The sequence below is a fragment of the Corynebacterium gerontici genome, assembly GCF_003813985.1.
In the GTDB taxonomy this organism is placed as follows: Bacteria; Actinomycetota; Actinomycetes; order Mycobacteriales; family Mycobacteriaceae; genus Corynebacterium; species Corynebacterium gerontici.
The window spans coordinates 458577-482966 of sequence record NZ_CP033897.1; the positions used below are offsets into that span (position 1 = coordinate 458577).

Consider the following 24390-nt stretch of genomic DNA (forward strand, 5'->3'; position numbering starts at 1 on the left):
GGCAAAAGCGGGAATGATGGGAAAGTGATCATCCCCAAGGGCTCGAAGATGTGTGAGTTCGCACTCATTCTTCGGCCCCATGTACGAAGGAGCGCACATGGCACACCCACGCGCCGGCCAAGTGGCCCAGCCAGAAGACCTCATCGACATCGCCGAGCTTGTCACCGCGTACTACACGCGCACACCAGATGCCGAGAACCCGGACCAGCAAGTTGCCTTTGGCACCTCTGGGCACCGCGGATCCTCACTCGATACCGCCTTCAATGAGCACCACATCCTGGCAACCACCCAAGCCATTGTGGAATATCGCCGCGCCAACAACATCGGTGGGCCGGTTTATATCGGGCGCGATCCGCACGCGCTGAGTGAGCCTGCCATGATTTCCGCGCTCGAGGTGCTGCTGGCGCACGACATTGACGTGCTGGTGGACGACCGCGGGCGCTACACCCCAACGCCCGCGGTATCGCATGCGATCCTCGCACATAACGCCAAGCTGGAAGGTGGCGTGACCGGCACCGACCCCAAGCGTGCCGACGGTATCGTCATCACCCCTTCCCACAACCCGCCTCGCGATGGCGGCTTCAAGTACAACCCACCGAATGGCGGCCCCGCCGATACCGATGCCACCGATTGGATTGCCAAGCGCGCCAACGAGTTGCTGCGTGACGGCTTGCGGGACGTCAAGCGCACCTCCGTCTCCGGCGTGCTGGACGGGCGTACCCACAAGCACAACTACCTGGACAACTACATTGCGGACCTGCCCAATGTGGTGAACCTGGATGCGATCAAGAGTTCCGGGCTTTCCATTGGCGCCGATCCGATGGGCGGTGCCTCGGTTGACTACTGGGGCGCGATTGGGGAGAAGTTCGGCCTCGATCTGGCAGTGGTGAATCCGCTTGTCGACGCCACCTGGCGCTTCATGACCCTCGACACCGACGGCAAGATCCGCATGGACTGCTCCTCGGCGAACTCCATGGCCTCGCTGGTGCACAACCGCGAACGCTACGACATCGCCACCGGCAACGACGCCGACGCGGACCGCCACGGCATCGTCACTCCCGACGCGGGGCTGATGAACCCCAACCACTACCTCGCTGTGGCCATCGAATACCTCTTTGCCAACAGGCCGGGCTGGGGTGAGCACACCGCCGTGGGCAAGACACTGGTGTCCTCCTCCATGATCGACCGCGTGGTGGACAATCTTGGTCGCAAGCTTGTGGAAGTGCCCGTGGGCTTCAAGTGGTTTGTGCCCGGACTGATCGACGGCTCCGTTGGCTTCGGCGGCGAGGAATCCGCAGGTGCTTCCTTCCTTCGTCACAACGGCACGGTGTGGTCAACGGATAAGGACGGGATCATTTTGGATCTGCTCGCCTCCGAAATCACCGCCGTGACGGGTAAAACGCCTTCGCAGCGTTACGCTGAACTCGCCGCCGAATACGGTGCGCCCGCGTATGCTCGCACTGACGCTGAGGCAAACCGTGAGCAAAAAGCCGTGCTGAAGGCGCTTTCCCCAGAACAGGTGCAGGCCACCGAGCTCGCTGGCGAGAAAATTACCGCCAAACTCACCGAGGCTCCCGGCAATGGTGCGCCCATCGGCGGCTTGAAGGTGTGCACCGAGAGCGCCTGGTTTGCGGCTCGCCCCTCTGGCACTGAGGACAAGTACAAGATCTACGCCGAGTCTTTCCGCGGCGAGGAGCATCTCAAGCAGGTGCAAGACGCGGCTCAAGCCTTGGTGTCTGAAGTGCTTGGGCAGTAGTACGCGGGCCCATCGCCGCCACGCTGTGCCCACCTGGCAGTTTTCTAAGAAAGCGCCGGGTGGGCTTTTATGCGGCTGTGCCAGGGGCTAAAGTCTTGGTGGTGTACCAATCAACAAACCAGTCTCTAGGTGAAGACCGTGCTGCTCAAGGCGGGGCGCAGACTTCTATGCGCAAAGACAAAGTGTTAGACGCGCTGAGCTTGATTTCGCGTTTTGCACTCGCGTTCGTCTGGATCTCCGCAGGCATCAGCAAGATCAGCGATCGCCTGGACACGATGCAGTCGATCGAAGGGTACGACATTTTTAGCCCCACCTGGGTTGACTGGATCGCCACGGTCATCGGGCCGCTGGAGTTGATTGGCGGCGTGATGTTACTGGCGGGCATCTTCCTGCGTCAAGCAGGCAAAATCTCTGCCGTGGTGCTGGTGCTTTTCATCATCGGCATCGCACAAGCGTGGGCCAGGGGCCTGAATATTGATTGCGGTTGCTTTGGTGCCGCCGCGCCGAGTGAAGCGCACATGGATTATCTGCTCACCATCTTGCGCGATGTTGTCTTCATCGCGATGTCCATGATGTGCGTGTATTGGCCTTATCGACGCTTCGCGTTGCACGTTTAATACTTCGCCTTCAACTCCAAGGCGGGGTAGAATCCGCCCTGTTGAATGCTCACAGCGACTCTGACACTTTGCTCGCTGTGTCAAACCTTTTTGGAAAAGAGACGAAAGCTTTGAATAACAAAAAGAGCAAGATCCAGAACCCGAATGAGCAGTCCAAGAGCTTCATTTGGGCACTCGTGGTCCTCGTTGTTGTCGTGGTGGCCGTGGTTGGTTTCATCGTGATGCAGGGTAAGGAGAAGAAGGATAACGCCTTTGCCGATCACCCTGTCAATGACGTTGCCTTCAGCGCAGCGGTGGAAGACAACTCCATCACGTTGAAGTCTGATAAGGCTGGCAAGGATGCCAAGGTGGTTGACATCTACGAGGACTACTCCTGCCCCCACTGCGGCGATCTGGCTAAAGAAACAGATGAGAAGACGCGTGAGTTGCTGGATCAAGGCAAAGTGATTGTCAAGATCCACGACCTCAACTTCCTCGACGATAAGGACGGCACCGACAACGAGCCTGCAAAGGACGGCAATTCCACGCTCGCCGGCGCATCGGCTCTAGCGATTGCTAAGGATGGCGACGCCAAGACCTACTGGGCATACCGCGATCTGCTCTACACCGAGCAGGCCAATATCTACAACAAGTGGAAGGCTGAAGACTTCGCCAACGCCGCCAAGCAGCTCGGCGCATCCGATGATGCAGTGGCGAAGATCAAGGACTACGCCTACCAGGACGAGCTGGTGCAGCACGCTGAGGCGAATGCTCAGGAACTCGAGGACAAACTGGGCAAGGTTTCCTCCCCGCAGGTCTTCATTGACGGCAAGCACGTTGAGGGCAACCCCGCTGAATGGGTGAACCAGATCTAAATAATCACCTTTTTAGGCCCGGTATTCCCTGGCTAAAAGTGAGCCCCCACCAGCAGTTTTGTGCAATGGTGGGGGGCTTGCGTATGATATCGGGAGTGCACAAGCACGGGGCTATGGCGCAGCTGGTAGCGCACCACACTGGCAGTGTGGGGGTCACGGGTTCGAATCCCGTTAGCTCCACAGACTACAACCCCTACTCCTACCAAGGAGTAGGGGTTTTTGCGTGCGATGGCACTGGGTGGATTCTAGTGCACGTCGATGAACTTGCGTTCCACCCACTTGCGAAGCGCAAACACAACGAGTGCCAGCGTTGCGGTGATGCCGAACATCACCAGGAAATAGGTTCGTTCTGCCTGCGCATTGGTGGGGTCATAGAACTGGGCGAAAGATCCCGAGAGCGCGGTGCCCAAGCTCATGCTGATGATCCACAGCGCAAACATGCGCGTGGGGAACGCCTTGGGTGCGAGCTGTGTGGCCATCGAGTTGCCCACGGGGGAGAGCATGAGTTCAGCAAGCGTGAAGATGAACAGGATGCCCACGATCACCAGGAATGGTGTTGAGTTTGCCCCACTGCCAGCAAAGGGAAGGAAGATGAGCACGGCGATGGCGATGAGCGCCAAAGACATTGAGAATTTGGTGGCGTAACTCGGTTGCCGTCTGCCCAGTTTGGTCCAGATCGCGGCAAAGACAGCAGAGAAGCAGATGATGAACAGTGGGTTGATGGATTTGATAACGCCCGGTGGCAGTTCGTGCCCGAAGATAGTTCGGTTGAGCCGTTCATCCGAGTACACCGCAAGGACCGTGGACTGCTGATTGAAGATGGACCAAAATGCTACGGCTGCAAAGAACATGGGCACAAAACCGAGCAGGCGTGAGCGCTCCTCGGCGCTGACCAAGGGGGAGCGATACATCTGCACCCACAGCACCGCGGCGATGGCGGCGGGGACGAGCACCACCACATTGGCCAGGCGAGCAAGCGGCAGAACTCCAAAGATGAAGAGTGACGCAAAAGCTGCGAGGACCAGCAGGGTTCCTGCCAGAATTGGCAACAGCTTGGCGCGCGAAATTGGATTGGGTACTTCAAGGCCAGCTTCGCCGATGGTCGATGCGCGCGTTAGTAGGAACTGCAGCGAACCGATGGCCATGAATGCGGCTGCGGCGGCGAAGCCCCAGTGGAAGCCTTTCCAACCCCACAGCGCATTAGTGATGATGGGCGCAATCAACGCGCCGATATTAATACCCATGTAGTAAATGGAAAATCCACCGTCGCGTTTGCCGTCGCCACGCTGATACAGCTCGCTGAGCACCACTTGAGAAGTGGTCTTGACAGAGCCTGCGCCCAAGGCGATGCAGGAAAGGCCAAGAATCACGCCGCTAAGCCCGTGGAACGCGGCCAGGCTGATGTGGCCGATCATCACGATCAGTGCAGAGAACAACAGTGTGCGCTGTGGCGACAGTACGCGATCCGCCACCCAGGCACCTGCCACGCTGGTGAGGTACACCATGCCGCCGTAGGCGCCGACGATAGAGACGGAGGTTTGTTTGTCCAGCCCCAAACCGCCCTCGGCTGTGGAGTGGTAGAGGTAATACACCAGCAGCGCGAGTAACCCGTAGTAGCTGAAGCGCTCCCACATTTCGATCCCCGCGAGGTTCAACAACCCGCGGGGATGCCCGAGAAAAGTTCGATGCTGTGCTCGCGTCGATTGAACGGAATTAGACAAAGCAGTTCACTCCAAGAGGAATAAGTAGTTCGTTGTTTGTCTATTTCAGCACAGTGTGCGGCACGCGAGCGATTCACCGGGGGAGTTTTATTCACCCCTGTGATTGACGCCGGCCCCTGGGCTCACGTTGGGATTGGGCAGTGGGGGCGTCGAAAAGCTTGGCTTGCGTCATTCGGTCCATGCTTCACCGAAACGTCCGGCGCTGAGCTTGATGGTGAGCAGCGCGCCTTTGCCTTGATGCACGCTGTCATTGCACCCTGCGGCATCCTCTTGACATTCGAGGCGGTATGCGGTGTCTGGCAAAATCACACCTGCATTGCCGTAGCGCGAGCGCACCTCCACAGTCTGAGGCTTTTGCAAGGGTTTGAGGTCCTGCAAATCCAAGTTCATGCTGCCGAAATCGGTGGTGTACTCAGCCTGCAACTCCTTCGGATCCTCTACCTTGGTGTAGTTACTTTCCATCAACGGTGAACTGAAAAGCACCGCACCACCGATGGCGCCGACGGCCAGCACGCTCGCGGCAGTCACCCAGGGCCAGCGTCGGCGATGCGCGGGAATCGAAGCCTGGCTGCGCAGTTCCGCATCGAGTTCCGCGGGCTGCTCAGGAGTGCGTAGAAAGAGAAGCCACCACACAATTCCTGTGACCACGACGGCGGTGATCGCGAAGAATGGAATGATCACCAACGCCGAGAGCCAGCCAAGCGCCAGGAAGAAAAGCCCGGCCCAAGCGCCGAGGCGAAGCTGTGTCCGCTGCCTGCCCGACTTCGGGTACTGCATCAGTGCTTGCGCGGGGGAGACATCAAGAGGATAGCGAGGCATTAACCACCACAAGGTGATGTACAGCAGTGGCCCGATCCCCGTGAACGCGGACACAAAGAAGATGACCCGCAGCAGGAGAGGGTCGATCTGGAAGCGGAAGCCCAGCCCCTCGCACACACCGGCGATTTTTGCCCTCGATTGTTCCATGGCGCGCGGCAGACGAGCGGGCCTGGTTTCGAGCATTTGAGAAAAAGTATTGGTACTCATGCTGATCATTGTTGTGGTCAGATGCTTCTCTGCGCATCGGGGTCTACCCTGATCTTTCAACAATCAGGGTATTCCCTGATGTCCCTGATTCTGGAGGAGTGCAACAATATCAGCATGTTCGCCTACCCAGCTTTTCGACGCTCCCGCTCCCGCATGCTCGGCGGTGTAGCTGGAGGGCTCGCGGAACATCTTGGGATGCCCCCACTGGCCGCGAGGGCATTATTCGCAGTGCTCTGCTTTGCTGGTGGTGTTGGCTTGGCACTGTATCTTGCATTATGGATTCTCTCGCCACTGCGCAGCGTTGCCGAGCATGAACAGCGGCAGGAGGCGAACGTCCCCGCCTGGCACTGGCTACTGGTAGCACTTGCGATTCTGGGGTGCACGTTCGGCGCCGGGATTGGAATCGGCCTCGAACTCACCATTTCGCTGGCGGTGATCTTGGTTGGTGGCGTGGTGGTATGGGCAGCGTTGACCACCAACCACTCGCAACGTAGAAAGTTGCTGAGCGCAGCGGGTGTCGCGCTGGTGCTGCTCGGTGTGCTCAGCAGCACCCAGCTTTGGCAAGGTCCTTATTTACTCGCTGCCGTCACATCGGTGCTGTTTACGCTGCTCGGGGCGGGGGTACTCGCGCTGCCTGTGGCCCGGGGATTTTTAGACAAGTTGGCATCAGAGCGAGAAGCCAAGGCGGTCGAGGAACAGCGCGTGCGCATTGCCCAACAGCTTCACGACTCGGTACTTCAAACCCTTGCATTGATTCAAAAGCGTTCCACCGAGGCCGAAATTCAACGACTTGCCAGGCGCCAGGAACGAGAGCTGCGGCAATGGCTCTTTGCTCCCCGCGAAGACGCCTCCATTTTTGCCGCAATTGAGCAAGCATGTGCCAATGTCGAAGACGACTTCGGCATCAGCATCACCCCTGTCGTAGTAGGTGAGGACGCCCAAATGACCTCTAACGCCGCTGAAGCTGTCGCCGCCGCACGCGAAGCCATGGTGAACGCCGCCAAACACTCCGGCGAACAGCGTTGTGATGTCTACGCAGAGCTGAGCTTCGGAGAGCTTCACATTTTTGTGCGCGATCGGGGAGCGGGATTTGATCTCAACACTATTGACCCGAGCAGACAAGGCATCAAAGGGTCCATTCAGTCTCGAGTCCACAATGTCGGCGGACAGGTCACCATTCGTTCGGATGAAGGTACTGAAGTGGCGATCCGAGTGCCCATGTATGAGGCGAATCAGGAAGTTGCACAATGAACAACACAACAGTCTTTTTGGTAGATGACCACCAGGTGTTCCGCGCCGGCGTGCGGGCAGAAATCGGCTCCGCGTTTTCGATCGTGGGCGAAGCTGGCACCGTGGATGAAGCGATCGAGGGAATCCTTCGCAGTGGCGCTGATGTGGTGCTGCTTGACGTGCACATGCCGGAAGGCGGGGGAGTGAAGGTGCTCCGGGAGGTATTTGCACAGGAACGCGATGATGTACCGAAATTTTTGGCGCTCAGCGTCTCCGACGCCGCAGAAGATGTGATTGAGGTGATCCGCGCCGGTGCCAGGGGTTACGTCACCAAGACCATCAGCGGTGAAGAACTGATTCAGGCAATCAAGCGGGTGCGCGAAGGCGATGCGGTATTTTCGCCACGCCTAGCTGGTTTTGTGCTGGATGCTTTCGCCCAGCCTGATCCCTTAGGCAAAGGAGTCGTCGATGCGCCGGAGCGTGATGCCGCGGTTGAACGCGGTGATGCGTCAGCGGATGCGGCCGGGGACCCCGTTGCAGATGCTCTCACTCGAAGAGAATTGGAGGTGCTCCGCTTGCTCGCCCGTGGCTATACCTACAAAGAAATTGCAGGTGAACTCTTCATCTCTGTGAAAACGGTAGAAACACATGCTTCGAACATTCTGAGAAAAACTCAACAGTCGAATCGTCATGCGCTCACACGTTGGGCCCAAGCGCGCAAACTGGATTAACGAGGTTCCAAAGCAGCTAGCCTGGCTTGCGCAAAAGGCAAAGCCCGCCCTAGATCCGGGGGCGGGCTGGGTTACCTTCGGGGTTTTTAGTGCTTGCCCGTGGCTAGCGGACGTTCGCGGTGCCGCGAAGAGTTTCTTGAGCCTCGGGTGAAGTACCGGAGACAACATGGGCCTGGTGTACTTCGTGGTAGTACGCGGTGTCGTCGTAAAGCTCATCGCGCAGCGGGTTGAGGTGACGGCGACGGATGGTGCGGATCTGCCACACGGCGACGGCGACATTGGCGAGCAGGGCGATGAAGGAGACGATGAAGAGGGCTTCTGGGCGGTGTGATGCTTCGACGGCGAAGCGAGAGTCCGTGACGAATCCGGGCACAGCCATGGTGAACATCATCCACAGTGCAAGGGTGTTTGCGCGGTGTTGCAGCCAGGCTCCCTTGCAGATGAAGAATGCTGGGATGGTGCAGGAGATGAGCAGCGCGGCACCGGCGTAGAAGGAGTGGTCGCCAACGCAGTTGTACACGTAGGCAAAGTTCCACAGGTCATAGGCGATGATCCAGAACCACATCATGTCCGGCCAGATCATGTCTTGGCTGGGCTTGCGCGAGATCATGATGCCCGCCCAGCCGCAGATCGTGAGCAGATTCAGCAGGCCTGCAATGCCGTTCATCCAGTTCCAGGATCCCGACACCATGTACACACCATCGACAACGCCATCGGCATGCATAGCGCCCACCTGGAAATCGCGGATGCAGGCTTCAAGAATGTTCATGGCCAAGATAGCGGCAGGGAAGACCAGTGCCCAGCGCATATCGCGAATTTTCTTGTGGTAGCGCAGCAGCATGAAGCCGAGGACACCAGCGAGAGCCGAATAGACCTTCACCCAGTGGAACCATGTACCGGTGGAGGAGCCCGCTCCCGCCGTATGGGGCCAGACAAAGACGGTGAGGATGATGGGCAGGGCAATGTAGAAGGCCCAGGCTGCGGCGCGGTAGCGTCGGGTGAGCTCGTTGAGGCCAATGAGGGCGCCAAGCACCACAAACCATGCGGCCCAGGCGTACCAGGGGATCGAATCGAAGAGGAACATGTCCTTCTCCTTCGCTCTTGGGAAGCTTTTCGACGCTCAACGTCTCACATTCCAAGCGTTTGCCGTCGTTGCAGCTCCACGTCGTGTCGACGCTGTTCAGCGCCGTTGTTCTTATACTTCCGAGCCTATTGTTGCCCGCTGGTGTTGTCTCTAGACAGCTTGAGCAAAGTGTCTAGTATTGCGCGCTGCGCTGCGGAGTCTGGCTACAGTAAAGACATGGGCGCGCACGAAGCAACGGACGCACAGTTGGCGATAGCTCGCGCGCTCAAGCTGCTGCTGAAGGAAAAACCCTTGCGGAGAGTCACCGTGGCGCAACTGTGCCGAGTAGCGGTGATTAATCGCCAGACGTTTTACTACCACTTCAACGACATCGTGGACGCCGCGGCATGGGTGTTCGCCCGCGAAGTGGCAGATCATATTTTGCAGCACGCCAGCTATGAACAGTGGGCTGATGGGCTCGAACAGCTCATGGTTTATATGCACGACAATGCTGAGCAAGCCCGGGCCGTCATTGATTCTTTGCCTTGGTCGCGAACCGAACGCTTTTTTCACGCCACGCTGCGGCAGATGATGACAGCAGTGGTCGATGAATTACTCACCCTTTCACCAGAGCTGCAGGTGCAGCCCGCTGATCGCGACTTCGTTATCCAGCACTACACCGTTGCCGTTTGGGGCCATATCGCACACTGGCTTGCAGGCGGAATGCAACAAGATCCACATGGACTAGTGCGACGCATCCACTTTGCTATGCAGGGCCACGTGCATGAGTCTTTGGAGCGCTTCCACACGCACCCCGGCGGTCTGGGGCTGCCTCGCTGAACTGGGGTTTGGTGTAGGCATCGTTTTACGAAAAACCGAGCGCTAATCCTAAGAGGATTCTCAAATCTGGTGTTTTCTTTACGTGCAGCGCTTCTCTCTATTCAGCGTCTTTCGCCGTTTGCAGCTGGCTGCTCCGCTGTCACTGCCGCGTCGGGGTGGTTATCCTGGCGAAACTCGGCGGCTTTCTTGCGCAACCGGGCGTCAATGTGATTGTTGCCTTCCGCGCCTTTGGAGCACCGTGGCGGTGCCAGGATGAGGGCTTCGGAATGCAGTCCGGCTTGCAGCTCGCGCACGCGGGTGATTTCAGCATCCAATTTGAGCCCCAGCAGCAAGATGGTGTTGGAAATGAGTAGGCCAAAGAACCCGCCGATCAGGCCTCCCAGTGCCCCGTACATGCCGATGTGAAGGAAGTTATTCACATATACCCGCACCCCGAGACCAACGAGGCTCACTGCGATGAGCGCGAAGGTGGATCCAACCGTGAGCCAGCGCATTTTCCCGTATTGCACATTCGGTGCGATGGTGTAGAGCAGGGCAATGAGGGCGATGGAGAGCCCAAAGATCACCGGCCAGCGCACGTATTTCCATACTGGCAGGAAGGTTCCTAGGAAGAAGTCGCTGAGCCTGTTCAGGTGGAGGGGTTGCGCGATGCTGTTCAAAATCGGTGTGAGGAATTCTGCCTGGAGGAAAAATGCAATCAAAATGAGTGCGAGTCCCGCCACGATGGCGATGGTCAGTCCCCACATAATCGTCCACGTGCGCAAGATTCCGCGGCCTTCGTGGCGTCCGTAGAGTGCATTGGCGCTGCGGGAAAAGGCGCGCACATATGCCGAGGATGAAAAGAGCGCAATGGCCACCGAGATGACCAAGGTAATCACTGATTGTTGTGTGTTGCCCAGCAAAATGTCGATGACCTTACGGGCTTCTTCGGCATAATTTTCGGGAATGTTCTGGTTGATGAAGTCCTCGCTGAGCTCGCGCACTTTATTGCTGTTTTGCGCCAGCAGGAGCGTGGCGATGGAATAGAACGCCAGCAGGGTGGGGATGCCGGTGAATAGGGTGTAGAAGCTCAACAGCGCGCCGCGATCCATCAAGCTGCGGTTGAAAATTTCCACGAAGAGCCTGCGGCCGATGAGCCTCCACGAGCGCAGCGGGATCCAGCGATGTGGGCGCGTGACTTCGCGGTGGTAACGCTCGGCGTCGAGGGTGCTCACACTTGCGCTGCCGTCGAGTGGCACGACAAAGGGGGTGGGATTAGAGGAAGATTTTGACATCGAGGGGGTGTGCAATCCTTCAAGGCGAACTGTGTTAGGGCTTTTGCTTTTCGGCGAATGCCAGTGCACGAGTGCCGTCAACGTGGGGAAATACCAGGTACATCCACCCGAAAATGACTAAACCGCATCCGATGCTGCCGATGATCGGCAGCGGCGCCAAGATGGGGGCGAGCATGAGCGCTAACCACACCATGAAAAGCGGCAGGATCTGAGTAAATTTTGGGGTGTAGTGCAGGTTGCGGGCCTCGAGGAAGGCGCGAATCTCTCGTCGATAGGGGTGCGAGAAGATCAGCATGATGCCGACGCCCACGAAGATCACCATGGCAATGACTTGCACGCCGCGTGGCAGACCTGTGGTGAGCATGGCGACGCCTGTGCCAATAAGCGCGGAGCTGCCAAATCGCACCACGGGTGGCGTGGGGATTGGGGTGGTATGTGAGCGCATATTGGTGTAGCTGTTCATGGCTTCAAACGCTAGCACTTGGGGTAGAAGTTTCGGTGTGCCCCAGCATCTTGAGTGCGTTTGACGCACATTTGTTCGGCTGTTTAGCATGGACGCATGGTGCAAACGGGCGTTCGAAAAATGGTGGGCTCTGTGGGGTTGAATAACCTCTCTGAGCTGAGCCGCCATGAACGCATCGCGCTGTTGCGCAGCAAAGTAGAGGCGATGACCAACGCTGCTCCTGCGCGCACACAGTCCCTGCAGCCGGAGCAGGAGGCGCTAGCGTCACCGCAGGTTTTCGCGGTACCAGGCCCACTTGCGCAGGTGTTGCCCGACGGTGGCTTGGCGGCGCGCTGCGTCACCCACTGTAGCGCTACCCCCTCTTTGATTGTGGAAATGATCGCGCACCTGAGCTCCCAAGAACATTTCGTGGCGGTGGTGGGCTGGCCGGAGCTGAACTTAGCGGGAGTAGCGGATGCCGGCGGCGATTATTCCCGCATCGTCGTCGTGCCAGATCCGGGCGAGGACCCTTTATCCACTGTGGCGGTGCTGCTGGAAGGCATCCACGTGGTGATCTTCCGCGGGCCATCCATCACTTTGTCGCCCGTGCGTGCGCGTCCTTTATTGGCGCGCCTGCGTTCCGGTGTGGGCGCACTGGTGTTGGTGGACACCCAGGTGGTTTCACCGCGCGCGAGTGTTCATGCCGAGGTGCGTGGTTTCCGCGGCATTGGTGAGGGCCAGGGGCGTATCCAGGCAGTGGATTTGGAATTGCGTGGGGAGGCAAAAGCCTTTCGTGCCCGCGCCACGATGAGCATTGGTAAGCCTCGAGCTCTCCACGCGGTGCCGCAATGAGAACGCTGGCCTTGTGGTTTCCGGATTGGCCGGTGCAGGCCGCCATCATGCAAGGTTTGGCACAGCCTCGCACGCCCGTCATGCTGGCCGCGCATCATCGAATCACGGTGTGTAATGGTGCTGCGCGTGCCCAGGGGGTGCGCCGTGGCATGCGCGCGCGTGAGGCGCAAGCGATCTCAAGCGCCACGCTGCTTGACGCAGAGGAAACTCGCGATGCGGCGGTGTTCTCAGGCATTGCCGATGCGCTTGACCAGGTGGCGTCCAGCATCGAAATTCTCCGTCCCGGCCTTGCCTTGGTCAACGCCGAGACTGCCGGGCGCTATCACGGTGGTGAGGCGATTGCCGCAGAGAAGCTTATCGACGCCTCAGCGCAAGAAGGCATGGACAGCTTCATTGGCATAGCCGATGAGATTCCCACCGCGGTGATTGCCGCGCGCACACAAGCTATTGTTCCGGCGGGCGGCTCCCGGGAATTCCTCGCCGCCCAGCCCACCATGAGCCTGCTGGAGCCTGCGCTTGGGTGTGAGGAGGAAGTAGTGCGCACGCTCTTTCAATTGGGTCTGCGCACACTGGGCGATGTTGCAGATTTAGGTGTGCGGGTGATGATCACCCGCTTTGGTGCGGCGGGGCAGCGCTGCTTCGACATCGCCGCGGCCAGGGATGAGCGGGGTGTCGCGGCACGTGAGGAACGCAGCGACCTGCAGGTGAGCCTCATACCGGAGGAGCCCGCCACTCGAGTGCATGAGGCGGCGTTTTTGGGCCGTGCACTCGCCGCGCAATTGCACGATCGGCTCCAAGCGCAAGGCTTAGTGTGTCATCGCCTCAGCATCCGCGCTTACTTTGGGGAGGTGCTGTGCCAAAGGACGTGGCGTTCCAAAGAGGCACTGAGTGAACAAGCGGTGGCGGAGCGGATTCGCTGGCAGCTCGATGGTTGGTTGAGCAAACACCACGGTGATGGTGTGGGCATTACTGAGTTGGTGCTGGATCCCGTGGAATGCTCACGCCCGGATCACTATGCGCTATGGGGTGCAGGCACTGATCAGGCGGCGCGACGAGCTATCACGCGGGTGCAGTCCACCTTGGGCACCGACGCTGTACTACAACCTCATAGCGCCGGTGGCAGGGGAGCGGCGGATCGCGTGCACATGGTGCCCTTCGGGGAGGCTCATGTGGTGCAAAGGGCATTCCGGGGTGCATTGCCTGCCCCATTGCCTGCTGCCTTGGCGCATCCCTCAGCGCGGGCGCATCTTGTAGACGCAAACGGGAAGCCTGTGAGCCTGGTAGAGGCAGAGCTCAGTGCCCCACCTGCTGGTTTTCAGTGGGGGAGTAAAAGGTTTCGCGTTACCGGCTGGGCAGGGCCGTGGCCAGTGGATGATCAGTGGTGGAAGGGAGAAGGTACCTGCGCGAGATTACAGATCGTTGCAGAAGGCCCACACGCGTGGTTGCTGGTGTGGGCCGGGCAGTGGAGGGTAGAGGCGAGTTACACCTGATCTAGAATGTCCACCACGATGCGCGTGGGGTTCTGCAGCACCTGCACGGAGTAGGGGTGGCGGGCATCGAGTCCGGCGACGAACATTTGGGTGCCCTCGAAAATGCCGTGCTCGCCGATGTTGGTGATATTGCCAGCGCCATCAATGTGGCTAAGGTCTGGCTCCTCAATGGCGGTTTCAAAAGGATAAGCAACGCCGTGGATATTCAGCACCAACGCCACTTTGCCGTCGTAGTCCAAAGGCCGACCGGAGCCCATCTGGGCTGGAGTTTCGGTGTAATCCATAAACCAGCCGGGGTCGGTGGAACCTTCGATGTCAAAGACGATGCGATCAAATCCATCGTGATGACCAACGCGCACGCCAGTCACTACGGCACCAACCTCGCCGGGGCGCTGGTCTTTGGCGGCCGTGGAGGCGTCGCCAAGCGGGGTAATGCCTGCCTCTTCTTTTTCTGCCTCTTGCACCATCTTCTGGCGATCGGCAGATTGCGAGGGTGCAACGGTGGCGGTAGAGGTGACCTTCTTTGTAGTGGTGGAAGTGTCAGAGCTCAACGGCGCTAACTTTGGATCGTCGCCATTGCAGGCGGCGAGGCCAATGGTCAGGCCGAGGACAGCAATAAGCGACGTCGTTTTTTTCATAGTTCCAAGCTAGCCGAAAGTGACCAGAGTGTCAGGAGTTTCTGGTGAATCGTTATGCAATCGAAACTGCACAAAATGAGGCTTACCTAAGCGGTGTTTAGGCTGAGGCGCTATGCTTGCCCATTATGACCACCTGGTGCTCAGACCTACAGCACGAACCACTTCCCGGCACAGCGCGAACCGGCGAGATGTTCGTGCTCATGGAACATCACGGGCCGTGGAGCCGCGACATCCTCGATGGCGGAACGCTGGCGCACACAGAATGTTTCCGAGGCGTGCCCGGCCTAACTCTTATCCGTAAACCCGGCCGCGAGGGGCGCAAGCCCAAACGAATCCGCAACGTGTACCTGGTCTTTGCCAACCTTGGCATCGTCGAACATCTCGAAGTATCAGAGGCAACGGTGCCGAACTTGGATTTCTCCGGGCCCGGCCGCAATGCCGAACACGGGGCTCGCATCCTTGATGAACCCGTGCTACTGACCTGCACACACGCCAAGCGCGATCAGTGTTGTGCGGTGAAAGGTCGCCCGCTCGTTGCCGCGCTTGAGCAGCGTTTCCCCGAAGCGCACATTTGGGAATGTTCCCATGCCAAAGGCCATCGCTTTGCTCCAGCCATGCTGCTTTATCCCTGGGGCTTCTCTTTCGGTCGCCTCAATGAGCAGGCTGCGGCTTCCATGTTTGAGCACGCACGCGATGGGCTGTTCTTTTATCCCGGTAACCGCGGACGCACCACGCTAAACGCTCAGGAACAAGTGGCAGAACTCGCGGTGGTGGCAAAGCTGCAGAACGCCGGGGAGGAGGTGCCCATGGAGGCGCTGCGCACCGAAGGCACCACAGTAACGCACCGCGATGGGCGGTGCTGGGAAGTCGCGCTTGAACGCGTGCAAGTCGATGGCGTGATCTCTTCCTGCGGCGGTGCCCCGAAACAGGGCAAGGCTTGGGTGGCCAGGGGCGTTCAAAAGCTAGAAAAATAAAACGCCCAAGGAAAACCTTGGGCGTAGATGCTAGCGGCGCATAATTTTCTTGGACAACCAGTTGCCAAAGAGCTGGGCCACTTGGACGATGATGATGATCGCAAAGGTGGCAACGTACGTCACCTGCCAGTCATAGGCGCGATAACCATAGACGATTGCGAAGTCACCCAAACCGCCGCCGCCGATGTAACCGGCCATTGCGGACATATCCACGATGGCGATAAAGATGAAGGTGTAACCCAGCACCAGTGGGCCGAGCGCCTCGGGAATGATGACCGTGGTGATGATCTGCCAAGGGTTCGCCCCCATGGAACGCGCGGCCTCGATCACACCGGGATCAATGGAGACCAGGTTCTGCTCCACGATGCGGGCCACACCGAAGGTGGCGGCGATGGACATGATGAACATCGCGGCCTCGCGGCCAATCGTTGTACCCACCACCGCGAGGGTCAAAGGACCGAACGCGGTAATCATGATGATGAAGGGGATGGGGCGAACGAAGTTCACCAGCAGGTTCAGGAAGGTGTACAGCGCCTTGTTCTGCAAAATGCCACCAGCGCGCGAGGTGTAGAGCAACACGCCCAGGCACAGGCCCAGCAGGCCACCCACGACCAAGGTGACCGACACCATGATGAGGGTATCCACGATGGCGGTGCCGAAGGTGGGGCCAAGGCGGTCCCAGTCGGCGGCGAGCACTGCGGTATTCGCGTGATCGCTGATCGCAGTGGTTGTAGCCCCGAGGGCTTGCAAAGAAAACGTCATCGGGTGATCTCCTCAATGTTCGTGGTGGACTTGAGGCTCTGATAGAACTGCTCCACCACCTTGTCGGGGCCGACCAGGCGGACGGTGACCTTGCCAAAGGAATGCTTTTGCAAGGTGGTGATGCCGCCGTGCACGATGTGGATCACCGCGCCGTTGTCCTTCGCGGAAGCGGCTGCGCTGAAGAAGCCGGATTCTTCCGAAAGGGTAATGGTGAACAGGCGGCCTTCGTGGAAGAGCAGATCCTCAGACTCAAACTCGTCCGGGGTGTTGCGCAGCGAGGTTGCGACGAAGCGCTGGGCAACGCCGGTCTGGGGGTTCGAGAACACCTCGTAAACGGAGCCATATTCCACCACGCGGCCCTTTTCCATCACCGCAACCTTGTCGGCGATGGAACGCACCACGTCCATCTCGTGGGTAATCACCACGATGGTAATGCCCAGTTCGCGATTGACGCGGCGTAACAGGGCAAGCACTTCCTCGGTGGTTTCCGGGTCGAGGGCGGAGGTGGCTTCGTCGGCAAGCAGGAGCGCGGGGTCTGTGGCGAGCGCGCGGGCGATGCCGACGCGCTGCTTTTGGCCACCGGAAAGCTGCTCGGGATATGCCTTGCCACGATCGCCCAGGCCCACGAAGCTCAACAGCTCCTGCACGCGCTCCTTGCGCTCTGCGGCGGGCACGCCTGCGAGCTTGAGCGGATATTCCACATTGCCCGCCACCGTTTTAGAGGAAAGCAGGTTGAACTGCTGGAAAATCATGCCGATGTTGCGGCGAACCTTGCGCAGTTCTTTTTCTGACATCCCCACGATATTGGTGCCGTCCAGGCGAAGCGCGCCGGAGGTGGGGGTGTCGAGTCCGTTGATCATGCGCACCAGGGTGGACTTGCCAGCGCCCGAGTAGCCGATCACGCCGATGATCTCCCCAGGCTCAACGGTGAGGGTAACACCGTCGAGCGCGGTAATGGAGCTGCCGAAGACTTTGCTGACGTCTTCGAACTCAACCTTGGTGCCTGACATTACTTGTCTTGCTCCTCAAGGCGGGCGAGGATCTTGTTCAGGTCATCAGCGGAGCGATCAACCTCAACAGAGGTGCCCTTGGAGTCTTCCTCCACGGCCTTTTGCACCTCGGGGGTGTGCCAGAGTTCCACGAGCTTCTTCAGGTTCTGGTTGTCCACGTTGTCTTCGGTGGTCACCAGCACGTTGATGAAAGGCTCGGTGGATGGGTCGGAAGGATCGTCCTGCAGCACGGCGGTCTTGGGGTCGATGCCTGCGCGGTCGAGGAAAGTGTTGTTGATAATCGCGGGCTTGCCCTCGAAGTAAGCGGTGGAGGTCTGTGCTGCATCCACAGGGGTGAGCTTCACCTTGGATTTATCAGTGTCCACGTCAGCCGGGGTCGGCTTTGCTACATCGCCCTTCTTGAGCTTGACCAGATCCTTGCTCTTGAGCACGTTGATGGCGCGAGCCTGGTTGGTGGGGTCGTTGGGGATTGCGATTTCCTGGCCGTCAATACCGTCGATGGAGTCGTGATCCTTCCAGAACAACGCCAGCGGCACGACTTCGGTGGAGCCAACGGCGCGCAGGTTGGAGTTGGACTTCACGTTGTAGGTGGCCAAGAAGTCCAGGTGCTGGAAAAGGTTCGCGTCAATCTGGTGCTGGGTGAGCGCCTGGTTGGGGGTGTTGTAGTCGGAGAAGTTCTCGATCTTCAGATCGATGCCGTTTTCCTTCGCCTTATCCTCCCACACGCTCCAGGCCTTCTTGGCGGAGTCGGTGGTACCAACGGTGACGGTGTTGCCGTCGGCCTTGGTGTCGTCGTTGCCGCAGGCGACGAGACCTGTGGCGGCGAGTGCCGATGCGAGCACGGCTGCGAGTTGCTTTTTCACGGATATTCCTCTGATCGTTTTTCTAGACAGAGCTTTCTACTGCTCTCAGGTGGTTCCCAAATGTAGCAGTGGGAACGTCGCATGTACAGCTCAGTCTATTTCAAGCTTTTCGACGTCCCCTGCTGCGCGTTTGGCGGCGCCCTTAGTTCTTCTGCTTGGCGTCTTCTTCCAGCTTGTTCAGGATCTCCTTGAGGTCCTCCTGGCTGCGCTGAATCGGGTACGCGGTGCCCTTGGTGTCTTCCTTGCGAGCCTCTTGTACCTCGGGGGAGTGCCAGATTTCCACGAGCTTCTTCAACTGCGGATCATCGGCGCGATCCTCGGTGGTGACCAACACATTGATGTAGGGCTCGGCGGCAGGTGATGCGGGATCGTCCTTGAAGATTGCCGTCTTGGCATCGATGCCTGCGCGATCGAGGAAGTTGTTGTTAATGATTGCGGGCTTGCCGTCGCCATAGGCAGCCGGGGTCTGCGCGGCATCCACGGCGGTGATCTTTACCTTCGACGCGCCCGTATCCACATCGGCAGGGGTGGGGCTCAGTAGATCGTCCTTCTTGAGCTTGACCAGGCCGGCTGCGGAGAGCACGTTGAGTGCCCTCGCCTGGTTGGTGGGGTCGTTGGGGATGGCAACGTCTTGCCCCTCGATGCCGTCGAGGGAGTCGTGCCCCTTCCAGAACAGTGCCAGTGGCACGACCTCGCTGGAGCCAACCGGGGTGAGGTGTTCGCCCGTGTTCGCGTTGTATTCGGCTAGGAACTTCAGATGCTGGAATTGGTTGGCGTCAATCTGGTGTTGGGAAAGGGCCTGGTTGGGGGTGGAGTAATCGGCAAAGTTCACCACTTCAAGGTTGATGCCGTTTTCTTTGGCCTTGTCCTCCCACACCTTCCAGGCCTTTTGCGAGGAATCGGTGGATCCTACCTTGATGGTGTCGGAGTCCTGCGCGTCGTTGGAGCAGGCGACGACGCCACCGCCGAGCAGGGTGGCTGCTAGGGCTGCGCTGAGGAATTTCTTCATGTTCTGTCCTTTTGTCGTTGCGGGTTTTGTCGGTGCAGTTTCTATGAACCAAGCGGTCTAGAATTGCTCTTGATTGGATAAGGTAACAGCACTTTTTCAAAATGTACAGCTTGGTCTATTTTGCCACCTTGTGCAGGCTTTTAGAACTTATGTTCGCGCGATGTGGGGACGCTGTTTTAGTATCGAACGCATGAACGACCAACCGACGCTAGGGATCTGCGGCAGCGGGCTGGACTGGGCAGACATCAACAGCGTGCTCAACGGCACCTTTGAAAAGGTGCTCGTGCCGGCATCGCACGCCAAGCGGTTGCGTGGGACGTCGAAAAGCGAAAATAGTCCGCGTGCCGGCGGGGCAGAACTGCATGCTAAGAGCTGCTTTGCCTTCCTTGAGGGGGCATCCTCGCCGGAAGAATACGTGGCCGCTGCCGAGCGTCTTGGCATGAGCGCGCTGTGTCTCATGGATCGCGACGGCTTTTATGGAGCGATGGAGTTTGCTCAAGCCGCTGAGGATTCTGGGCTGCATACGGTCTTTGGCGCTGAGCTGAGCATCGATGCGGAGCTGCCTCCACTGCCCGTGCTGTGCAAGAGCCCGGAGGGATACCGTCGTCTGAGCCTCACCATTGCCCAAGCGGCGATGCGCACCGGAGAAAAAGGGAAGGTGGATTACCCCTCCCTGCAGGTGCTAGCCCGCGAGGGGGCGGGGCAATGGTATGTGCTGCTTGGGGCTGCGTGGGAGGGGAGGGTGCAGGAGGTGGTGGATGCCTTCGGCGTGGATGTGTTGCTCATGTATGAATCGGCCATGCTTCCGGAGGACTGCGATCATTTTGAGCTGCTTGACTCTCTGGCCGCACGCTTTGGGCTCGGAGGGATCGTGACGGGTTCGCCCACCGCAGCAGAGATGCAGCATGCCCGCCTGGCCGGAGCGAAGGCGGGGTTGCGCGAGCGCGAGTCCCTGGGTGAATTCCGCCCCAAGATGCACCCGGCGGGCGGGGCGTGGCTTCGGCGCATGGAGGAAGTGGCGCGGCCCGTGCCTGGCGCGGCTGAGCTGCTTGCCCACACCGAGGCAGTGGCAGAGGAATGTGCCTTCACCTTGGACTTGGTAGCGCCCGCGCTGCCGCACTGGGAAGTGCCCGATGGTTATACGGAGATGAGTTGGCTGCGCCACCTGGTGGCTGAAGGGGTAGCGGAGCGCTTCGCGCCCCGCTATGAGGGGGATGCACAGGGCATGACGAAGGTGTGGGCGCAGATCGAACATGAATTGGCCGTAATTGAGCAGCTCGGATTCCCTGGCTACTTCCTCATCGTGCACGACATCGTGCAGTTTTGTCACCGCTCCAACATTTTGTGCCAGGGGCGCGGAAGTGCGGCGAACTCGGTGGTGTGCTTTGCGCTTGGCATCACCAATGTGGATCCCATTGTCGCCAGACTGCTGTTCGAGCGCTTTCTTTCCCCAGAGCGTGACGGGCCGCCGGACATCGACATTGATATTGAATCCACCCGCCGCGAAGAAGCGATCCAATACGTGTACGAGCGCTACGGCAGGGATAATGCAGCGCAGGTAGCCAACCTGATTACCTATCGGCGTCGCGGGGCTGTTCGCGATGCCGCCCGCGCCCTGGGCTACCCCCAAGGTGCGGCAGATGGCTGGGCTAAAGGGCACCAGGAACCGCCGCAGCAGGTGGTGGCATTGGCCGAACAGTTCCTAGACCAGCCACGCCACCTCGGCATTCATTCCGGAGGCATGGTGATTTGCGATCGTCCCATCGCCAACGTGGTACCGGTGGAGTGGGCACGGATGGAAGGGCGCTCCGTGGTGCAGTGGGATAAAGAGAGCTGCGCTGCCGCCGGGCTGGTGAAGTTCGACATGCTTGGCCTGGGCATGCTCGAAGCGCTGCACCACATGATCGACCTGGTGGAGGAGCAGCACGGCAAACGCATCAATCTGTGGGAGCTGGATCTGGCGGAGCCGGAGATTTATGCCATGCTTTCGCGCGGAGACGCCGTGGGTGTATTCCAGGTGGAATCGCGTGCGCAGATGGCAACGCTGCCCAGGCTGAAGCCGCGCGAATTCTTTGACCTAGTGGTGGAGGTAGCGCTCATTCGCCCGGGGCCGATTCAGGGTGGTTCGGTGCACCCATATATTCGCCGCCGCAATGGGCTCGAAGCGGTGGAATATGACCACCCCATTCTGCGCAACGCGCTAGAAAAGACGCTCGGCATCCCACTGTTTCAGGAACAACTGATGCAAATGGCCGTGGACGCCGCAGGGTTTAGTGGCGCAGAGGCAGACGAGCTGCGCCGCGCCATGGGCTCCAAGCGCTCCCCAAAGAAAATGGCCGCCATGAAACAGCGCTTCTACGAAGGGCTGGCCCACAATGACATCGACGGGGAAGTGGCACACAAGTTGTGGAACAAGATCGTCGCCTTCGCCGCCTACGGATTTCCCGAATCCCACTCGCAGTCGTTTGCCTCCTTGGTGTATTTTTCCGCCTGGTTCAAATACCACTACCCGGCTGAATTCTGCGTGGGGCTGCTGCGCGCCCAACCCATGGGTTTCTACTCACCACAATCCTTGCTTTCCGACGCCAAACGTCACGCAGTGACAACGCTGCCGCTGGATGTGAACTGCTCCCAAGTAGAAGCGAGCATTGAAAACGGCGCGATTAGGCTCGGGCTGAACCTGGTCAAAGGGCTAGGCGAGGACGCAGCCGCCGCCGTCGCTGCCCACGCGCCCTATCGCGACGTGGGTGATTTGGCGCGCCGGGCAGGCCTGGGACGCACCAAAATTGAGGCGCTCGCCAGGGCCGGGGCGCTGGAACGCTTTGGATCGCGCCGCCAAACACTGTGGCAGGCGGGCACCGTGGAAGACGCCAGCATGCTGCCCGGGCTTGCCGTGGAAGCGCCGGCCCTGCCGGGCATGACAGCCTTTGAGCTCATGGCCAGCGATATTGCCACTACCGGGGTGAGCGAAGTGCAGCCCATCGCCATGCTGCGCGAATGGTTGGATGCCCGCGGCGTGCTGCGCGCTTGTGACCTGCTGAAACCAGAAGACGGCACCCGTATCCACATCGCTGGGGTGATCACCCACCGCCAGCGCCCCAAAACCGCCCAAGGCGTGACCTTCCTAGGCATGGAAGACGAGACGGGACTGATGAACATTGTGGTCTCTGTTGGGCTATGGCACCGATCCATGCTGGCGCGCACCGCGAAGGCGGTGATGGTGCGCGGCATTGTGCAGAACCAAAACGGGGTGGCGAGCATTGTGGCAGACAAGTTTGAGCCCCTGCCGCTTGCCGAGGCATTGAGCCGCGGATCGAGGGATTTTCGATGAGGTGGTGGGATCGAAAATGGTGCGGAGTTCTCGAAGCAAAAGAGGTGCGTGAGGCAGCAGTTGAGGGTTCGTCAACGTGGAGCGTCGAAAAGCTAGGATGTGTCAATTTTGCTATGTATGGACAGCATGGAATTGCAACCCGTATCGCGAAAACTCATCCTAGGCAGATACATTGCCTACGGCATCGTCTTGGTGGTGCTCGCCATTGCTATTGTCGCAGGTGCGCTGCTGTGGACGCCGTGGCTCTGGCTGGCCATGGTTGCGCTGGTGATTTACGCCGGGTGGCAGGCGTGGCTGATCCCCGTGCAAGTAGGTGCAACTGGTTGGCGCGAAGACGAGCGAGAGCTGGTCATTAGCAAGGGCAGGATGTGGCACACGCTGGTAGTGATTCCATATTCGCGCATTCAGTACGTGGACATTTCGCGTGGGCCAATCGCCACCAAGCTCGGCTACGCCGAGGTGCAAGTACACACCGCTGCCGTGGTGGATTCGACCATCCCTGGAGTACCACTGGAACAGGCCGAGCATCTGCGCGCACGATTCTCTCAGAGGCTGAGCTAATGCGGGTACATCGTCTCTCGCCGATGGTGCGCATTGCGCAGTCATGCATCGCAGTGTTGGTGGTGCTGCTGGTGCGCGAAGATTTCCGTAGCTTCATACTCGATCACTTGAGCACCTGGTGGATTGCGCTGCTGGTGCTCCTAGGCTTGATCGCGGTGACGTGGGTGCTTTCTGGGATCTGGTGGCGCGCCACCAGCTTTAGTATCGGCGAAGAAATATCCTACGAGCACGGCGTATTCAGCAAAACCACCCGCAGTGCTCAACGTGAAAATATCCAGGCTGTGGATGTAGTGGAGCCATTTTTTCCAAGGCTCTTCGGCTTGGCTGAGCTGCGCATCGAAACCGCAGGCGGCGATGATTCCGTTATTGCCATTCGATACCTCAGGCCCGCCCAAGCCCACGAACTGCGCAAAGAACTCCTCAGCCACGCAAGGCATGCTGGCGAAGATGCTATTGAAGGCGCCGCCGAAGATACCGATGCTCAATTACCGGGGCATAGAGATGCGAAGACCCAAGGCCATGCCCACGATGATCAAGCCGGTGACGCCGATGTCAGCATCCCTGTATCGCGAGCACTGCTTGGTGCCGGCTTGCAACAAGCCCCGCGCTTGCTCATCCTTCTGCTTGTTTTCTGGGCACTCGACCTGGCCAGCATTGGTCTGATCGCCATTGCCTTTAGTGTGGTGCCACCGCTGTTTCGCCACCTTGATCAGGCCTGGCAGATGAGACTTCGCTTTAGTAACACCCTCAACCTCACCTACGGCTTGGCTAATCGCTCGCACAGTGACATACCCTTGCGCCGTGTGCACGCCGCGCGGATCAAGCAGTATCCGCTCTGGCGCTTCTTTGGCTGGTGGGAAGTCACACTTGCGGTATCCGGCTACACCGAAAACACCACGGTGTTGCCCGTCGGTACTCGTGAGGAGGTAGAGGAAGTGCTCCAGCGCATCTTCGGTAGGGACATGGATATCCATGCCACTTTCTCAAGCCCAAAGCAGGCTAAGTGGATCTCTCCAATCGACTGGAAGCAACAGCAAGTCGAGCTAGAACAAGAGCATGTGGTGCTGAGTTTCGGAAGGATCGCGCCTCAAAGGGTGTTGCTCAACCGTGCTGATATTCAAGCCCTGGTGTTAAGCCGCGGTCCGGTGCAGCATAAGCTCGGCGTGTGCAACCTCGAGTGTGCGGTAGTGCATGGGCCGGTGCGAGCCAAGATCAGGGATCTGCGCACTGAAGATGCCCAGACGTTACTGGACCAGTTGCGGGCAGGGCGGTAGGGCTACGGCCACGGAGGGCTTTTGCTAAGCCCGGTATCCAAAAAATGCATGAGTCAGCTGCGCCCAAGAGCC

Annotated in this window: 22 protein-coding genes and 1 tRNA gene; 13 read left to right on the plus strand and 10 right to left on the minus strand. The window is 59.1% G+C overall.

The window, feature by feature from the left end; all coding sequences use genetic code 11:
* Positions 1–97 precede the first annotated feature (97 nt).
* From pgm to CGERO_RS02190, 4 genes are all read left to right on the plus strand, one after another.
* The gene (pgm, locus tag CGERO_RS02175; RefSeq protein ID WP_123933262.1) at positions 98–1756 is read left to right on the plus strand and encodes a phosphoglucomutase (alpha-D-glucose-1,6-bisphosphate-dependent); all 1659 of its coding nucleotides are present in this window, start codon (positions 98–100) and stop codon (positions 1754–1756) included.
* Positions 1757–1923: 167 nt separating this feature from the next.
* Positions 1924–2373, plus strand: coding sequence for a DoxX family protein (locus tag CGERO_RS02180; RefSeq protein ID WP_123935866.1), 450 nt, complete (start codon positions 1924–1926; stop codon positions 2371–2373).
* A gap of 110 nt (positions 2374–2483) precedes the next feature.
* A complete protein-coding gene (locus tag CGERO_RS02185) occupies positions 2484–3227 on the plus strand; it encodes a DsbA family protein (RefSeq protein WP_123933263.1) in 744 nt (247 codons plus the stop codon).
* Positions 3228–3334: 107 nt separating this feature from the next.
* Positions 3335–3407, plus strand: a tRNA-Ala gene (locus tag CGERO_RS02190).
* A gap of 65 nt (positions 3408–3472) precedes the next feature.
* On the opposite strand, the gene CGERO_RS02195 is transcribed toward CGERO_RS02190, so the two are convergent.
* Both CGERO_RS02195 and CGERO_RS02200 read right to left on the minus strand, forming a co-directional pair.
* Positions 3473–4948: a peptide MFS transporter gene (locus CGERO_RS02195; protein ID WP_123933264.1), complete on the minus strand. Its 1476-nt coding sequence runs from the start codon at positions 4946–4948 to the stop codon at positions 3473–3475.
* Positions 4949–5116: 168 nt separating this feature from the next.
* On the minus strand, positions 5117–5974 hold the full coding sequence (locus CGERO_RS02200) for a PspC domain-containing protein (protein ID WP_164470229.1): 858 nt from the start codon (positions 5972–5974) through the stop codon (positions 5117–5119).
* Positions 5975–6052: 78 nt separating this feature from the next.
* Here CGERO_RS02200 and CGERO_RS02205 point away from each other — a divergent pair, with 78 nt between their 5' ends.
* Positions 6053–7225 (plus strand): ATP-binding protein, encoded by a 1173-nt coding sequence (locus CGERO_RS02205; protein ID WP_164470230.1) that lies wholly within the window; start codon positions 6053–6055, stop codon positions 7223–7225.
* Complete coding sequence (locus CGERO_RS02210; protein ID WP_123933267.1) at positions 7222–7935, plus strand: response regulator; 714 nt, start codon at positions 7222–7224, stop codon at positions 7933–7935. The genes CGERO_RS02205 and CGERO_RS02210 overlap by 4 nt, the downstream gene beginning before the upstream one ends.
* A gap of 103 nt (positions 7936–8038) precedes the next feature.
* On the opposite strand, the gene CGERO_RS02215 is transcribed toward CGERO_RS02210, so the two are convergent.
* Positions 8039–9019 carry a DUF5692 family protein gene (locus tag CGERO_RS02215; RefSeq protein WP_123933268.1) on the minus strand — a complete coding sequence of 327 codons (981 nt, stop codon included), beginning with the start codon at positions 9017–9019 and terminating at the stop codon, positions 8039–8041.
* A 168-nt stretch (positions 9020–9187) separates the two neighbouring features.
* On the opposite strand from CGERO_RS02215, the gene CGERO_RS02220 reads away from it, so the two are divergent.
* Positions 9188–9838, plus strand: a complete 651-nt coding sequence (locus CGERO_RS02220) for a TetR-like C-terminal domain-containing protein (RefSeq protein ID WP_206423909.1) — start codon at positions 9188–9190, stop codon at positions 9836–9838.
* Positions 9839–9939: 101 nt separating this feature from the next.
* On the opposite strand, the gene CGERO_RS02225 is transcribed toward CGERO_RS02220, so the two are convergent.
* Both CGERO_RS02225 and CGERO_RS02230 read right to left on the minus strand, forming a co-directional pair.
* Complete coding sequence (locus tag CGERO_RS02225; protein WP_123933270.1) at positions 9940–11112, minus strand: YihY/virulence factor BrkB family protein; 1173 nt, start codon at positions 11110–11112, stop codon at positions 9940–9942.
* A 34-nt stretch (positions 11113–11146) separates the two neighbouring features.
* A complete protein-coding gene (locus CGERO_RS02230) occupies positions 11147–11575 on the minus strand; it encodes a hypothetical protein (RefSeq protein ID WP_123933271.1) in 429 nt (142 codons plus the stop codon).
* A gap of 96 nt (positions 11576–11671) precedes the next feature.
* On the opposite strand from CGERO_RS02230, the gene CGERO_RS02235 reads away from it, so the two are divergent.
* Both CGERO_RS02235 and CGERO_RS02240 read left to right on the plus strand, forming a co-directional pair.
* On the plus strand, positions 11672–12406 hold the full coding sequence (locus tag CGERO_RS02235) for a hypothetical protein (protein ID WP_123933272.1): 735 nt from the start codon (positions 11672–11674) through the stop codon (positions 12404–12406).
* Positions 12403–13896 (plus strand): Y-family DNA polymerase, encoded by a 1494-nt coding sequence (locus CGERO_RS02240; RefSeq protein WP_123933273.1) that lies wholly within the window; start codon positions 12403–12405, stop codon positions 13894–13896. The genes CGERO_RS02235 and CGERO_RS02240 overlap by 4 nt, the downstream gene beginning before the upstream one ends.
* Here the strand turns inward: CGERO_RS02240 and CGERO_RS02245 are convergent.
* The gene (locus CGERO_RS02245; RefSeq protein WP_123933274.1) at positions 13887–14534 is read right to left on the minus strand and encodes an AMIN-like domain-containing (lipo)protein; all 648 of its coding nucleotides are present in this window, start codon (positions 14532–14534) and stop codon (positions 13887–13889) included. The genes CGERO_RS02240 and CGERO_RS02245 overlap by 10 nt on opposite strands.
* A 125-nt stretch (positions 14535–14659) precedes the next feature.
* Between CGERO_RS02245 and CGERO_RS02250 the strand changes: the two genes are divergently transcribed.
* Positions 14660–15508, plus strand: coding sequence for a sucrase ferredoxin (locus CGERO_RS02250; RefSeq protein WP_123933275.1), 849 nt, complete (start codon positions 14660–14662; stop codon positions 15506–15508).
* Positions 15509–15538: 30 nt separating this feature from the next.
* Here the strand turns inward: CGERO_RS02250 and CGERO_RS02255 are convergent, their stop codons facing one another.
* The 4 genes from CGERO_RS02255 to CGERO_RS02270 form a co-directional block, all read right to left on the minus strand.
* Positions 15539–16270, minus strand: a complete 732-nt coding sequence (locus CGERO_RS02255) for a methionine ABC transporter permease (protein WP_123933276.1) — start codon at positions 16268–16270, stop codon at positions 15539–15541.
* The gene (locus CGERO_RS02260; RefSeq protein ID WP_123933277.1) at positions 16267–17280 is read right to left on the minus strand and encodes a methionine ABC transporter ATP-binding protein; all 1014 of its coding nucleotides are present in this window, start codon (positions 17278–17280) and stop codon (positions 16267–16269) included. Before CGERO_RS02260 ends, CGERO_RS02255 begins: the two co-directional genes overlap by 4 nt.
* A complete protein-coding gene (locus CGERO_RS02265; protein ID WP_123933278.1) occupies positions 17280–18149 on the minus strand; it encodes a MetQ/NlpA family ABC transporter substrate-binding protein in 870 nt (289 codons plus the stop codon). The genes CGERO_RS02260 and CGERO_RS02265 overlap by 1 nt, the downstream gene beginning before the upstream one ends.
* A gap of 136 nt (positions 18150–18285) precedes the next feature.
* Positions 18286–19152: a MetQ/NlpA family ABC transporter substrate-binding protein gene (locus CGERO_RS02270; protein ID WP_123933279.1), complete on the minus strand. Its 867-nt coding sequence runs from the start codon at positions 19150–19152 to the stop codon at positions 18286–18288.
* A gap of 190 nt (positions 19153–19342) precedes the next feature.
* Between CGERO_RS02270 and CGERO_RS02275 the strand changes: the two genes are divergently transcribed.
* The 3 genes from CGERO_RS02275 to CGERO_RS02285 all read left to right on the plus strand — a co-directional run bounded on the left by CGERO_RS02275 (position 19343) and on the right by CGERO_RS02285 (position 24318).
* Positions 19343–22483 (plus strand): error-prone DNA polymerase, encoded by a 3141-nt coding sequence (locus CGERO_RS02275; RefSeq protein ID WP_123933280.1) that lies wholly within the window; start codon positions 19343–19345, stop codon positions 22481–22483.
* Between the two features lie 126 nt (positions 22484–22609).
* Positions 22610–23044: a PH domain-containing protein gene (locus CGERO_RS02280; protein WP_164470232.1), complete on the plus strand. Its 435-nt coding sequence runs from the start codon at positions 22610–22612 to the stop codon at positions 23042–23044.
* Positions 23044–24318 (plus strand): PH domain-containing protein, encoded by a 1275-nt coding sequence (locus CGERO_RS02285; RefSeq protein ID WP_123933282.1) that lies wholly within the window; start codon positions 23044–23046, stop codon positions 24316–24318. Before CGERO_RS02280 ends, CGERO_RS02285 begins: the two co-directional genes overlap by 1 nt.
* Positions 24319–24390 lie beyond the last annotated feature (72 nt).

What these genes read in the sequence shown, in the direction of transcription:
- pgm (WP_123933262.1), top strand. Translation starts at nt 98, where the DNA reads ATGGCACACCCACGCGCCGGCCAAGTGGCCCAGCCAGAAGACCTCATC.
- CGERO_RS02180 (WP_123935866.1), top strand. Translation starts at nt 1,924, where the DNA reads ATGCGCAAAGACAAAGTGTTAGACGCGCTGAGCTTGATTTCGCGTTTT.
- CGERO_RS02200 (WP_164470229.1), bottom strand. Translation starts at nt 5,974, where the DNA reads ATGAGTACCAATACTTTTTCTCAAATGCTCGAAACCAGGCCCGCTCGT.
- CGERO_RS02205 (WP_164470230.1), top strand. Translation starts at nt 6,053, where the DNA reads ATGTCCCTGATTCTGGAGGAGTGCAACAATATCAGCATGTTCGCCTAC.
- CGERO_RS02210 (WP_123933267.1), top strand. Translation starts at nt 7,222, where the DNA reads ATGAACAACACAACAGTCTTTTTGGTAGATGACCACCAGGTGTTCCGC.
- CGERO_RS02215 (WP_123933268.1), bottom strand. Translation starts at nt 9,019, where the DNA reads ATGTTCCTCTTCGATTCGATCCCCTGGTACGCCTGGGCCGCATGGTTT.
- CGERO_RS02225 (WP_123933270.1), bottom strand. Translation starts at nt 11,112, where the DNA reads ATGTCAAAATCTTCCTCTAATCCCACCCCCTTTGTCGTGCCACTCGAC.
- CGERO_RS02230 (WP_123933271.1), bottom strand. Translation starts at nt 11,575, where the DNA reads ATGAACAGCTACACCAATATGCGCTCACATACCACCCCAATCCCCACG.
- CGERO_RS02235 (WP_123933272.1), top strand. Translation starts at nt 11,672, where the DNA reads ATGGTGCAAACGGGCGTTCGAAAAATGGTGGGCTCTGTGGGGTTGAAT.
- CGERO_RS02240 (WP_123933273.1), top strand. Translation starts at nt 12,403, where the DNA reads ATGAGAACGCTGGCCTTGTGGTTTCCGGATTGGCCGGTGCAGGCCGCC.
- CGERO_RS02245 (WP_123933274.1), bottom strand. Translation starts at nt 14,534, where the DNA reads ATGAAAAAAACGACGTCGCTTATTGCTGTCCTCGGCCTGACCATTGGC.
- CGERO_RS02250 (WP_123933275.1), top strand. Translation starts at nt 14,660, where the DNA reads ATGACCACCTGGTGCTCAGACCTACAGCACGAACCACTTCCCGGCACA.
- CGERO_RS02255 (WP_123933276.1), bottom strand. Translation starts at nt 16,270, where the DNA reads ATGACGTTTTCTTTGCAAGCCCTCGGGGCTACAACCACTGCGATCAGC.
- CGERO_RS02260 (WP_123933277.1), bottom strand. Translation starts at nt 17,280, where the DNA reads ATGTCAGGCACCAAGGTTGAGTTCGAAGACGTCAGCAAAGTCTTCGGC.
- CGERO_RS02270 (WP_123933279.1), bottom strand. Translation starts at nt 19,152, where the DNA reads ATGAAGAAATTCCTCAGCGCAGCCCTAGCAGCCACCCTGCTCGGCGGT.
- CGERO_RS02275 (WP_123933280.1), top strand. Translation starts at nt 19,343, where the DNA reads ATGAACGACCAACCGACGCTAGGGATCTGCGGCAGCGGGCTGGACTGG.
- CGERO_RS02280 (WP_164470232.1), top strand. Translation starts at nt 22,610, where the DNA reads ATGGAATTGCAACCCGTATCGCGAAAACTCATCCTAGGCAGATACATT.
- CGERO_RS02285 (WP_123933282.1), top strand. Translation starts at nt 23,044, where the DNA reads ATGCGGGTACATCGTCTCTCGCCGATGGTGCGCATTGCGCAGTCATGC.